At 35.6% G+C, this 13,416-nt stretch carries 13 protein-coding genes; 2 read left to right on the top strand and 11 right to left on the bottom strand.

The annotated features are described in order from the left end of the window. Positions 1 to 120: 120 nt before the first annotated feature. A complete protein-coding gene (gene gss / locus H3S73_RS09305) occupies positions 121 to 2,004 on the bottom strand; it encodes a bifunctional glutathionylspermidine amidase/synthase (protein ID WP_198236432.1) in 1,884 nt (627 codons plus the stop codon). Between the two features lie 208 nt (positions 2,005 to 2,212). Here gss and ybeD point away from each other — a divergent pair, with 208 nt between their 5' ends. Both ybeD and H3S73_RS09315 read left to right on the top strand, forming a co-directional pair. Further along, a complete protein-coding gene (gene ybeD, locus H3S73_RS09310; protein WP_198236431.1) occupies positions 2,213 to 2,479 on the top strand; it encodes a DUF493 family protein YbeD in 267 nt (88 codons plus the stop codon). Between the two features lie 65 nt (positions 2,480 to 2,544). Further along, positions 2,545 to 3,825 (top strand): bifunctional O-acetylhomoserine aminocarboxypropyltransferase/cysteine synthase, encoded by a 1,281-nt coding sequence (locus H3S73_RS09315; RefSeq protein WP_025314453.1) that lies wholly within the window; start codon positions 2,545 to 2,547, stop codon positions 3,823 to 3,825. A 63-nt stretch (positions 3,826 to 3,888) separates the two neighbouring features. On the opposite strand, the gene adk is transcribed toward H3S73_RS09315, so the two are convergent. From adk to tyrS, 10 genes are all read right to left on the bottom strand, one after another. Then, positions 3,889 to 4,533, bottom strand: coding sequence for an adenylate kinase (gene adk, locus H3S73_RS09320; RefSeq protein ID WP_039128367.1), 645 nt, complete (start codon positions 4,531 to 4,533; stop codon positions 3,889 to 3,891). A 38-nt stretch (positions 4,534 to 4,571) separates the two neighbouring features. After that, positions 4,572 to 4,823 (bottom strand): zinc-ribbon domain-containing protein, encoded by a 252-nt coding sequence (locus H3S73_RS09325; protein ID WP_198227572.1) that lies wholly within the window; start codon positions 4,821 to 4,823, stop codon positions 4,572 to 4,574. 3 nt (positions 4,824 to 4,826) lie between these two features. Then, the gene (der, locus tag H3S73_RS09330; protein ID WP_198227573.1) at positions 4,827 to 6,302 is read right to left on the bottom strand and encodes a ribosome biogenesis GTPase Der; all 1,476 of its coding nucleotides are present in this window, start codon (positions 6,300 to 6,302) and stop codon (positions 4,827 to 4,829) included. A gap of 18 nt (positions 6,303 to 6,320) precedes the next feature. After that, a complete protein-coding gene (gene bamB, locus H3S73_RS09335; RefSeq protein WP_198227574.1) occupies positions 6,321 to 7,493 on the bottom strand; it encodes an outer membrane protein assembly factor BamB in 1,173 nt (390 codons plus the stop codon). 27 nt (positions 7,494 to 7,520) lie between these two features. Next, on the bottom strand, positions 7,521 to 8,234 hold the full coding sequence (locus H3S73_RS09340; protein WP_198227575.1) for a tetratricopeptide repeat protein: 714 nt from the start codon (positions 8,232 to 8,234) through the stop codon (positions 7,521 to 7,523). 19 nt (positions 8,235 to 8,253) lie between these two features. Then, positions 8,254 to 9,531 carry a histidine--tRNA ligase gene (gene hisS / locus H3S73_RS09345; protein ID WP_198227576.1) on the bottom strand — a complete coding sequence of 426 codons (1,278 nt, stop codon included), beginning with the start codon at positions 9,529 to 9,531 and terminating at the stop codon, positions 8,254 to 8,256. 24 nt (positions 9,532 to 9,555) lie between these two features. Then, a complete protein-coding gene (gene ispG, locus H3S73_RS09350; RefSeq protein WP_198236430.1) occupies positions 9,556 to 10,665 on the bottom strand; it encodes a flavodoxin-dependent (E)-4-hydroxy-3-methylbut-2-enyl-diphosphate synthase in 1,110 nt (369 codons plus the stop codon). An 86-nt stretch (positions 10,666 to 10,751) separates the two neighbouring features. Continuing rightward, positions 10,752 to 11,186, bottom strand: coding sequence for a RodZ family helix-turn-helix domain-containing protein (locus H3S73_RS09355; protein WP_086325937.1), 435 nt, complete (start codon positions 11,184 to 11,186; stop codon positions 10,752 to 10,754). Positions 11,187 to 11,244: 58 nt separating this feature from the next. After that, positions 11,245 to 12,111, bottom strand: a complete 867-nt coding sequence (gene pdxY, locus H3S73_RS09360; RefSeq protein WP_144092007.1) for a pyridoxal kinase PdxY — start codon at positions 12,109 to 12,111, stop codon at positions 11,245 to 11,247. A gap of 4 nt (positions 12,112 to 12,115) precedes the next feature. Further along, positions 12,116 to 13,387: a tyrosine--tRNA ligase gene (gene tyrS / locus H3S73_RS09365; RefSeq protein ID WP_232352965.1), complete on the bottom strand. Its 1,272-nt coding sequence runs from the start codon at positions 13,385 to 13,387 to the stop codon at positions 12,116 to 12,118. Positions 13,388 to 13,416 lie beyond the last annotated feature (29 nt).

The raw sequence follows: 13,416 nt of genomic DNA on the forward strand, positions 1-13,416 counted from the left end.
ATAATACATTAATAAGTATTAATACAACAAAAATTATAATAACACCACTTAATAGAGTGATTCCCTTTAAATCTTATACTGAAACGTATGCATAACCTGAAACTTTTTTACAAAAACTCTTTATTGCAATTGTTTTAAAAACTCCTCATCAGTTAAAACACGTAATGGTTGCATATCACTTTCACCTTTTATAACCAAAGAGGGATCAGAACGTAAACATGCTCCGCCATAATGTCCACCTACAGTAAAAGTACATAATTGTAGATAACGATCATCAACCTTTGGCAAACACCAGAGTTCTTGATAAATGTTTTCTTGCTTAGCAAACTGTCCTACTGTTTTATCAAGAATCTGTTCTTGACTGCTAACTAATTGAATATCACTTCCCCGACGACCTGCAATAGGTTTAATGGCATAACCTTTTTTAATTAAACTGTCATTAAGTTCAAACGTTGATTCTAATAAATAACGGTGATTAGGGAATAAAGACCACAAAACAGGTAAAATAGCTTTATTACTTGGAATAACCGTCCATAAAGGTTCAAAAACTGAAACTTCAGGTCGTAAAAGCACATCAATTAATCTTACCGCATTTTCAGGATGCCAAGTGCGAATTGGTAAGCCGGCAATCTGAGCTTCACTTTCTTCTCGTAGTTGCTCTAGAACGGTTTCCCATGCCCATGTTTTCCAAACACATGTGACTTGTCGATCTTCATCATCAACTAATCGACCTCGCTTATCCCATTTTAGCCCATTAAGTCCACGTAGAATCTTGCTACTAAATCCTGCTTGGGTAAGGGCTGTTTGCATAAACAATGCATGATAATTTTCTTCACTATCGTTATCTTGCATAATATGAACAAAAGCTTGTGCATCGCTATGTGTCCAACAATTAGCTAAAGAATTGAGTAAACCACTACTTGGATTGACACCCACATTTAATCCTGCTTGAATTGCCCATTTATCAAGAATGTGTCCGGCTTCAGTATGGCAAGAAGCTGAATCAGCGTTATATTCGTAAACTTTAAAACCTCGTTCATCCATGCAAAAATCTAATCGTCCTGTGATCATTTGATAGCGACGCTGTTGCCATGAGAGTCTAAGCCTTGGCCATAATATTTCCGGAATATTAAAATTAATTAATAAGCTATCATCTTTTAATACTTTATCAGTAGCATGTAAATACATTAAATGTAATTCATTGGTTGCACGAATTAACTCTTGTTCCGCGCTTTCTGAAATGGTGAAATAACGATATTGATCGTCATGGCTGATTGCATGCCCTGTGGCTGATACATAGGCATTTTCGAGCGTATCTAATTCATTTAGCCACTTTTTATCAAATTGGCTTTCATTTTCAATATGAGCACTGTGGATCGCTAACAACGGCTTAGGTACATTAGGTTGTGACAAACTATGTTCGGTATTATCTGTTTGAATCATCCAACCAAGAATCGTTGTATCATCAAACGTATCATGTAACTGATAACCGCCATCTATCCTTGTCATAGCAAGCTCACGAGTCCATTGCTGACCAATAGGCAAACGTGTATGTCTTACGTTTTGCTCAGCGATCCGAATTTTATCTTCAAATACTTCGGTAATAATAGCGACATGACCGGTACGATCAAAAAATCCTCCATCATCCCAAACTAATAATGCACCTGCTTCTGGTGCACGTTTACTGCCATTGGCAAATGCTTGTAAAGGTAAAATCGCTTCATTAATAACATGTCTTAAAAATCGTAACGAGAATATCTCATGCGCCATACCCACATCGGTAAATACAATACCGTGATTTAAAAATAAAAATCGCCTAGCAAATTCGACACATTGCCATTTATATCCCATATATTCATGACCAGAATAACTGCGAAATGAGGCATCATTAGGGTAAAGGTTGGAATCTAATGTTTCATAATCAGATGAATAAATTGCAACGCCTCCTGGCGCATAACCTAATAATGTACCAAAAGATTCTTTGTTATTGGACAAAGATGACATGCTGTATTAACCTTATATTTATGAACAAAATGCAAGATAGATTTATCAAGCTATGTTAGAATTTCCCTATCATAGATCAAATTATAAGCTTTAAAAAGCGATGTTTATATTTCATATTACTTGAAGAAGTATAAACAGCCTATATATATTCGTTATTCTTGGTAGTCATACCAATAAAATGAACTAATAAAATGAGAAGTATAAAATTATGCAACAAACAAAATTAAATGAACTATTAGAGTTCCCTTGTTCATTCACCTATAAAGTGATGGGAGAAGCAAAACCAGAGTTGGTTGACAAAGTTGTATCCGTAATTCAACGCCATGTGCCTGGTGATTATACTCCATCTATCAAACCAAGTAGTAAAGGTAATTATCATTCTGTATCGATTACTATTAATGCAACACATATTGACCAAATTGAAAATCTTTATAAAGAATTAGGCGAAATTGATATTGTAAGAATGGTTTTATAATTCATTGCTTTTTTTAAAATTTTTTTGCAAAATAGAGTCTCACACTGCAATAATGAGGCTCTAATATGAAACCAGAAACCATTGCCATCCATACTGGCTATACACCCGAATTAACAACCCACGCTGTTGCTGTACCTATTTATCAAACCACTTCTTATTCTTTTGATGACACACAACATGGCGCAGATCTTTTTGATTTGAAAGTGCCTGGCAATATTTATACAAGAATTACAAATCCAACTAATGCAGTACTTGAAGCAAGAGTTGCGGCCCTTGAAGGCGGAGTTGGCGCCTTAGCTGTAGCATCAGGTATGGCTGCCATTACTTATGCAATTCAAGCAATTACTTTTACTGGTGAAAATATTGTTTCAGTTTCTAAGCTTTATGGTGGAACGTATAATTTATTTGCTCATACATTACCTAACTTTGGTATTACAACTAAGTTTGCCCCTCACGATGATCTTGTTGCTATTGAAAAACAGATAGATAACAAAACTAAAGCCATCTATTGTGAAAGTATAGGTAATCCCGCTGGCAACATTGTTGATATTGCGGCATTAGCGGATATTGCTCATCGTCATGGTATCGTTTTGATTGTCGATAATACTGTTGCGAGCCCTGCACTTTGCCGACCGTTTGAATTTGGAGCGGATATTGTCATTCATTCCCTCACTAAATATATTGGTGGACACGGCAATAGTTTAGGTGGAATGATTGTTGATTCAGGTAAATTTCCTTGGAAAGATCATGCGGATAAATATCCAATGTTAAATCAACCTGACCCATCTTACCATGGCGTTTCATATACTGAAACATTTGGTACTGCTGCTTATATAGCGCGTTGTCGTGTTATACCATTACGTAATATGGGGGCAGCATTATCTCCATTTAATACTTTTTTACTATTACAAGGACTCGAAACATTATCTTTAAGAGTTGAACGTCACTGCCAAAATACCCTAAAAGTCGCCCAATATTTAGAAGCTCATCCTCAAGTTAGCTGGGTAAATTATGCTGGTTTATCAAATCATCCAGAACACCAATTAGCCATAAAACAGATGGATAATGGTTTGCCAGCTGGTATTTTATCGTTTGGTATAAAAGGAGGTAAGCAAGCTGGAGCTAAATTTATTGACGCATTAAAACTGATAATTCGCTTAGTTAATATCGGCGATACTCGTTCATTAGCTTGCCATCCAGCCACCACAACACATAGACAACTTAATAATGAAGAGCTGCAAAAAGCAGGAGTCAGTCAAGAAATGATTCGCTTATCTATTGGTATCGAACATATTGATGATATTATTGCTGATCTAGAGCAAGCCCTTACAGCTGCTTCGAATTGACCTATTATGCAATAGAAAAAAGTCAGATAGCTAAAAACTATCTGACTCTTTTACTAAAATCAATTAGCCTAAGATTTTAGCTAATTCTTTTGTAACATCAGCAACTGGCTGGGTTCCATCAATACGGAAATACTGTGTACGACCTTCTTTAGCTTCATGTTGATAATAACTAATCAAAGGTTTAGTTAAATCATGATATTCAACAAGACGTTTACGAACAATTTCTTCGCTATCATCTTTACGAATAGTTAGCGATTCACCAGTAACATCATCAATATTTTCAACTTTTGGTGGATTGTGACGTATATGATAAACACGACCAGAAGCAGCATGGATTCGTCGTCCACTCATACGATCAATAATCACTTCATCAGGCACATCAAACTCAAGTACATAATCAACATTAATACCAGCAGCTTTCATTGCATCAGCTTGTGGCACTGTACGCGGAAAACCATCTAATAAAAAACCATTAGAGCAATCACTTTGTGCAATACGTTCTTTAACTAGTGCTATTACCAGCTCATCAGTAACAAGTTTTCCTGCATCCATAAGTGATTTTGCTTGTAAACCTAATGGACTACCTGCTTTTACTGCGGCACGTAGCATATCCCCAGTTGAGATTTGTGGGATACCATACTTTTGCATAATAAATTGTGCTTGGGTTCCCTTTCCTGCCCCAGGTGCACCTAATAATATAATTCGCATTAAATAACCTCTTATAACTTTAATATAAATAGTTTTTTCTATTCTGGTAAATAATGAAATATCACTTTACTACTTGATATTAAACCATCTGTTTGACAAATATAATTGATCGAGCCACAGCCTTTAATCATTTGCGCATTTTGTTGGCAAATTGGACATATATATTGTTCAATGTAATGTTGTTGGCATTTAGAACAACTAAAATGTTGAGGAGAAACACGACTCATTTTTTCATTACAGTTCGGGCAAATGCCTTCTTGCCCATGATTAACTGCTATTTTTTTTGGCATAATTTATTTTCGACCTCGAACATGTTTCATCAACCGGCGACGTTTACGTTGCTGTGATGCTGTTAAGCTATTTTTTCGACCTTCAAATGGGTTAGCTCCTTCTTTGAATTGTATTCGAATTGGCGAACCCATAATTTTTAATGAACGTCTAAAATAGTTCATTAAATAACGCTTATAAGAGTCAGGTAAATCTTCAACTTGATTACCATGAATAACAACAATTGGTGGATTATAGCCACCAGCATGTGCATATTTTAATTTTACTCGACGACCACACACCAAAGGAGGTTGATGATCATCTTGTGCCATTTGCATTATTTTTGTTAGTAGTGCCGTATTTACACGACGCGTTGCACAATCATAAGCTTCTTGAATGGAATCAAATAAATTACCAACTCCACTACCATGTAAAGCAGAAATAAAATGTACTCGAGCAAAATCAATAAAATCAAGCCGATCATCAAGAGTCGTCTTGACTTGTTCTTTGATGTCTTGTGATAAGCCATCCCATTTATTAACAGCGATTACAAGTGAGCGACCACTATTTATAATAAAGCCAAGTAATGATAAGTCTTGATCTGATACTCCTTCTCTGGCATCAATAACTAAAATCACAACATTAGCATCTTCAATTGCTTGTAATGTTTTAATGACAGAAAATTTTTCAACGGTTTCGGTTACTTTACCTCTTTTACGAACACCTGCGGTATCAATTAAGACGTATTCACGCTCATCACGTGTCATTGGTATATAAATGCTATCTCGCGTTGTTCCTGGCATGTCATATACAACAACACGCTCTTCACCTAATATACGATTAGTTAGTGTTGACTTACCAACATTTGGGCGACCAACAATAGCAACCTTGATAGGTTGATTTATCAGTGATTGAGTATCATCATCATCAAGGACAAGATCATCATATGACTCGGGCAAATCGTTAGATGATTCATCGTTAACAAAATTATTTTGATGTTCATCTTTGAATTGAAAAATAGGCTCTAAAACAGTCTCAATTAATGAACTTACTCCTCGACCATGACTAGCAGCAATTGAATGAATCTTACCTAATCCTAGCCCATAAAAGTCAGAAATAGCAATATCAGCATCAATACCATCAATTTTATTAGCCACTAAAAATGTAGCTTTCTGGCGGGAACGCAAGTGTTTAGCGATAGCATGATCAGCAGGCATAGCACCTGCTCTAGCATCTACTAAGAAAAGAACAATATCTGCTTCTTCAATTGCTTGTAGGGATTGTTCTGCCATAAAGCTTTCAACCCCATCTTCAGTTCCATCAATACCGCCAGTATCAATGACGATATATTCATGTCCTTGAATTTCGGCTCGCCCATATTTACGATCACGAGTTAATCCGGGAAAATCAGCAACTAATGCGTCTCTAGTTCGAGTTAACCGATTGAATAAAGTCGACTTTCCAACGTTTGGACGACCAACTAGTGCTATAACTGGTACCATGTATATTCTCTATTTACCTTAATTTTTTATAAACGCATAAATATCACCATTTTTAGCTTGAACAATTATTTTATTGTCTACTATTAATGGTCGCGATATTAAACCACTACTACTTACTTGTGTTTTAGCAACGATTTCGCCACTATCTTTATTTAGAAAATACAAATAACCTTCAAAGTCACCTACAATAATATAATCTTGGTAAACAACTGGATCGGTTAATTGACGATGTAAAAGGCTTGGTTGGGTCCAGTCCAGTGCACCACCTTTTTTAGTGATAGCTTGAACATTATCATCCTGATCAACAACGAATATCTGTTGGGAATCAACAGCAAAACTATGAGTTGAACCTAATTGCTTACGCCAAACAACTTGACCATTACTTAGATCCAATGCTGCAACATATCCATTATAACCAACAGAATAAACCAAATTTCCTTCAACAACAGGTGTAGAATCAACATCGTTCAATTTTGCTATTTCAGTTGAACCTGTCGGTTGAGAAATACGTTGCTGCCAAATGAGTTGGCCATCTTTGATATAGTAAGCATTTACTCGCCCACTATCATCCCCCACAATTGCCGCACCATGAACGACCGTTGGTGTTGAATTGCCTCTTAACGACAAAGATGGAGTATCAAGAGTTACATCCCACAGTTCTTCACCGGTATTACGGTTTAGTCCTTGTAAAATGCCATTAGCAGAATGAATAATCAATTTATCCTGAGAAGATACAGGTCGAGCAAGTACTTCGCCGTTTACTTTTTTTTCCCAAACAACTTTACCATTACTACGATCTAAGGCATAAACAACCGCCCGTTCACTTCCAATGTAAACATATTTGTCATCAACGCTTACTCCACCAGAAAACAAAGCTGTTTTGCTACTAAAAAATGTGCTTTGGGATAAATTTACATCCCATATAGTATTACCACTTAATAAATCAATCGCTTTAACCTGTCCACTGCGACTAGCAACATAAACAGTATTATCATAACTAGCTGGACCTAATAATGAGTAAATTTGCGTATTTCCCGATGTACTATTTCGCCATATTTGCTGAATAGGAAATTGGCTTTTCACTGTTGGTGAAGGTGAAATCTGTACAATCTCTTCTTCACCACCAAATAAGGAACATCCTGCAAGTGAGCAAATTAAAACACTGGTAAAAAAATATTTTGTTAACTTCATATTATATGCCCCTTATAGCAGGATAAATTAATTTTTACTTTCTTCTGTTGCTGCTTTGTTCGCTTGTGACTCTTGTTCTGCCTTATCTTTTAATGCTTGTTCTTCCTGTTTAGCTTTTAAGTATTGTGCTTCATTTAATTTCATTTTTATATTTGTTTTTAACTCATTAGTTGAGGATGAAGTCAACGCAAGGTTATATGCATCAACAGCATCACTATAACGAGCCATTTTCACAAATATATCACCACGAATATCATTTACAATGGTCATCCAACTTTTTTCAGATACCTTACCTAATGAAGTTAAACTATCTTGATATTGCTCTTGTTGATATTGTAAACGAGCTATTCGAATGTATGCGATTGCTTTAATGGGTTCTGCATCCGTTTTCTTTAGAGAATCCGTTAGTAAAACTTGTGCGCCTGCATAATCTTTTAATACTTCGACATAAAATTTAGCTGCATTAAAACTAGCAAATACACTATAAATAGTGTCGTCCTTTTTAGCAAAGGCGACTAATTCATTGACAGAATCGGGGTTACTATTATCCAATTTCGCTATTAATTGTTCATATCGCTCTGATGATTCAATTGACTTATCTACTTTATAAGATTGCCAGTAACGCCATCCATAAAAAGCTAGTAAACCAATTATGATAACTGCAACCATTATTTTCCATGTTTTTGCAAAAAATTCTTTAATCTCCGAAAATTGTTCCTCAGGCGTTAATTGATGACTCACTTTTTTCTCCTATTATCCTTTATAGTATAGCCAAACAAGTTTGAATAATATTTGTTTGCGCTACTTCAACTTGTTCACCGTTTTGTAAATTTTTAATGGTTACTGTTTGGTTTGCTATTTCATTTTCACCAATAATAACCGCTATTTTAGCACCTAATTTATCAGCCTTGGCAAATTGTTTCTTAAAATTACTGGAACCATAATTGGTGACAATGCGTTTTTCAGGTAATCCATCTCGTAATTGTTCTGCTATGCATTGTGCTGCTGAGATTGTCTTTTCATCACCTGACGAAATCATATAAATATCAATTGAATTATCACAGTTCAATGACGGGTTGACTGCTTGAACTAATAAAACTAAACGCTCAACACCCATAGCAAAACCAACAGCTGGTGTAGGTTGTCCTCCTAGTTGGCTAACAAGACTATCATAACGACCACCACCACAAACGGTACCTTGTGCTCCTAAACTGCTTGTTACCCATTCAAAAACAGTGCGATTATAGTAATCTAATCCACGAACTAACCGTTGGTTAATATTGTATTTGATACCAGCATTATCTAATAAGCGACACAAACCATCAAAGTGCTCTTTAGATTCTTCATCCAAATAATCAAATAATTTTGGTGCTTTATCTAATAAATCTTGTATAACAGGATTTTTTGAGTCAAGAACTCTTAATGGATTAGTATACATTCTACGTAGACAGTCTTCATCCAATTTATCTTTGTGTTGTTCAAGGAAGCTTACTAAAGCATTACGATAATTTGCTCGAGCCTCAAGAGAACCAATTGAATTAAGTTCAAGAGAAGTATGCTGTTCAATACCCAGCGCTTTCCAAAAACGAGCTGTTAATAAAATAAGTTCTGCATCAATATTTGGTCCTTCAAGCCCAAAGACTTCAACACCAAATTGATGAAATTGACGATAACGCCCTTTTTGCGGTTTTTCGTAACGAAAAGCCGGTCCTAAATACCAAAGTCTTTGCTCTTGGTTATAAAAAAGACCATGTTCAATACCGGCACGAACACAACCTGCTGTAATTTCAGGACGCAGAGTAATGCTCTCATTATTACGATCATTGAATGTATACATCTCTTTTTCAACGATATCTGTGACTTCACCTACCGCTCTTTTAAAAAGTGCAGTATCTTCAACAATAGGTGTTCTAATTTCGTTATAACCATAGCTATTTAATACGCCTTTAACGATTTTTTCAATCTGTTGCCAACTTGCACTTTCAGTTGGAAGTAAATCGTTCATTCCACGTATTGATTGAATTTTTTTATCTGTCATTTTTTTATTCACTTTCTTTTAAAATTATAATTCAGTTGTTGAAATTTTATTTTTCAATAATAATGCTTTAGCACGGATTTTAGCTTCTAATTCGTCAATCATTTGCTCATTATCAATACGGCCTATTCGCACACCATCTTCATAAAAGCCACTTTTATTATGACCGCCGGCAACCCCCATAGTTGAAGCTAATGCTTCACCAGGGCCATTGACCACACAACCAATAATTGAGACATCCATAGGTGTAATAATATCTTCTAATCTTTGTTCTAATATATTTACCGTATTTATCACATCAAATTCTTGACGAGAACATGTAGGGCATGCAATAAAATTAATGCCTCGAGCCCGTATACGAAGTGATTTTAAAATATCAAATCCAACTTTCACTTCTTCTGTAGGGTCGGCAGCTAATGATACACGTAAGGTATCGCCAATACCTTCTGATAATAACAATCCCAACCCTATAGCCGATTTAATAGCGCCACTACGAACTCCACCAGCTTCAGTAATACCTAAATGCAATGGTTGCTTAATTTGCTTAGCCAACAATCGGTAAGCATCAACTGCTGTAAAAACATCAGAAGCTTTTACACTAACTTTAAACTGATCAAAATTAAGCCGGTCAAGTATATCAACATGACGCATAGCTGACTCTACAATTGCTTGCGGAGTTGGCTCCCCATATTTTTCTTGTATATCTTTTTCCAGTGAGCCTGAATTAACCCCTATGCGAATTGGAATATTTTTATCTTTAGCACAATCAACAACCGCACGTATTCTTGATTCGTTACCTATATTACCAGGATTTATCCTTAAACAGTCTACTCCATACTCAGCAACTTTCAGAGCAATGCGATAATCAAAATGAATGTCAGCAATAAGCGGAACTTTTGCTTGCTGTTTAATAAGTTTAAAAGCTTCTGCTGCATCCATTGTGGGAATAGAGACACGAACAATATCGACGCCAACACGTTCAAGAGCTTGAATTTGGGCTAAGGTTTTTTCAACATCTGTTGTACGAGTATTTGTCATCGATTGAACAGCAATTGGAGCCCCACCACCAATAGGAACATTGCCGACATAAATTTGGGTAGATTCTCGTCTAATAATAGGTGAATCTTGATGACTCATAACATGCCTAATTATATTACAAAATAACTAGCCAGCAATCTTAACAAGATTTAAAGCAAAAGTCTGTATGAGAATAAGAAAATTTGCTAACTATTAACATGTTTAGATAGTGATGGAGAAATATAGTGACTAACTTCCACAAGATTACTTTTATTTTCTTTATTAACATAATATAGGGTAACACCTAATGTACATAAAAAAACTAGAACAATCATAAGAAATATTTTTTTTCCATGTCTTTTTTTATATTTTTGTGAATAATTTTTCATTTCATAGGATTGGTAGTGGTGGGATAATTCATCAAGATAAGGTTGGTATTCATCAGCGGATAAACCTACTAGTTCAGCATAAGAACGGATATATCCTTTAACAAAAACAAAAGAAGTCCGAATCAATTGTTCTTTTTCAATGTCATCAATTATCGTTTTACGGACATGAATCTTATTGGCAATATCATCTTGAGTGAATCCCATTTGCTCTCTTAAATAGGCAAGCTTTCCTCCCAATGAAATGTTATCCATTATCCCCTCATGTATATAATAATCCAGAAAGATATCTCATTTTTACATATTTTGATAATTAATCAATTTTTTTCGCACTAAACCACTGAGTTGGTTTTGCTATTTCATCTTGTGCTGCAACCAATTGTAATTCATATTCATTTTGTTTTAAAGTTTCGAGCATAACAGCATACACCGCAGCAGTAGTATGTTCTAAAGCTTCTACCAATGATTTTCCAAGTAAAATATTAGCTAAAAATAATCCACTGGTCATATCACCAACACCAACCGGTTGTTTTACACCAAAATCAACTAACGGTCTACTAATGTGCCATGCTTCATTTTGAGTCACAAGTAACATTTCAAAACGATCATTATGATATCCTGCTCGGCTTAGATGTTTAACCAAAATAGCTTTTGGTCCTTTTTCACATATGGCTCTGCAAGCTAATATAGCCTCATCAACATTATTAATGTGTTGTTTACCGTTAAGTTCTTCAAGCTCAAGTATATTGGGTGCCATTATATCTGCCATAGGTAATGCAGTATTACATAAAAATGCAGATACACCTGGTGCAACAAAGCAGCCTTTTTCAGGATGCCCCATCACTGGGTCACAAAGATAAATAGCATTTGGATTAACAGCTTTTACTTTTTTAACAATCTCAATAATGGCATCACCTTGTTCTGGTGATCCCATATAACCACTTAGTACTGCATCGCAACGTTTTAATTCATCAATGGCATTAATTCCATCAACAATCTCAATCAGATGAGATGCAGGCATTACCGTTCCAGTCCATTGATGATATTGAGTATGGTTAGAAAATTGTACTGTATTTAGAGGCCAAACATTTACCCCTATTCGACGCATAGGAAACACAGCAGCACTATTTCCCGCATGACCAAATACCACATGTGACTGAATCGATAAAATACTTTTCATGGAATTATCTCCAAATTAATAAGCAATAATATTTTTTACCACGACGAAGCAAAGTATAACGATTAAAAAGTTTATCATTATCTGAAAAACGATAATCAGTTGTTGTATTACGTTCACCATTAATTGAAATAGCATTCGATTCAATCATAGTTCTAGCTTGCCCTCGTGATGGTGCAAATTGAGCATTGACAATTGCTTGTTGTAAATCAACATCACTTTCAACATCAAGCGTTGGCATGCCATCTTGCGCAAGCTGTTCTAGATCGGCTTGGGATAAATCACTTAATCGCCCTGAAAATAAGCTTTCAGTAATTCGTTTAGCTGCATTTAGTCCTTCTTCACCATGTACTAGACGAGTAACCTCCTCGGCAAGAACATATTGAGCACGAGGAGCAACACCACTATTTTTATCTTCTTCCGCTAATGCATCAATTTCACTTAATGGCATAAATGTAAAGAATTTCAAAAACCGATAAACATCAGCATCAGCAGTATTAATCCAGAATTGATAAAATTTATACGGACTCGTCTTTTTAGGATCAAGCCATACTGCACCACTTTCGGTTTTACCAAATTTAGTTCCATCTGATTTTGTGATCAAAGGTACGGTCAAACCATAAACTTGTTTTTGATGTAAACGACGCGTTAAATCTATACCACCCGTAATATTACCCCACTGGTCAGATCCACCAATTTGTAAAACAACATTATGAGATTTATTTAAGCAAGCAAAATCATAGGATTGTAATAGACTATAAGAAAATTCTGTAAACGAGATCCCTACTTCATCGCGATCAATACGTTGCTTGACAGATTCTTTGTTAATCATGGCATTAACCGAGAAGTATTTACCAATATCACGTAAAAATGTTAGGACGTTCATGCCACCAAACCAATCGTAGTTATTGGCAACAACAGCCGATTGTTCACCACAATCAAAATCTAAGAATGGTGAAACTTGCTGTTTTATTTTTTCACTCCATTCAACAACTGTCTCTTGAGTATTAAGTTTGCGTTCAACGGCTTTAAAACTAGGATCACCAATTAATCCTGTCGCGCCACCAACTAAAGCAACAGGTTTATGACCTGCTAATTGAAAGCGTTTTAAACAAAGTAACGGTACCAAATGCCCTAAATGTAGGCTATCGGCTGTTGGATCAAAACCACAATAAAGCGCAATAGAATTTTGTTCAATTAGTTCTATTAGTGCTTTTTCATCAGTAAGCTGAGCAATAAGTCCTCGCTCTTGCAGTTGTTTGATCACATTTTTTGTCATAATATTCTACCTATTAATTTTTTTACGAT

The sequence above is a fragment of the Gilliamella sp. B14384G12 genome, assembly GCF_016101825.1.
GTDB classification, from domain to species: domain Bacteria; phylum Pseudomonadota; class Gammaproteobacteria; order Enterobacterales; family Orbaceae; genus Gilliamella; species Gilliamella apicola_N.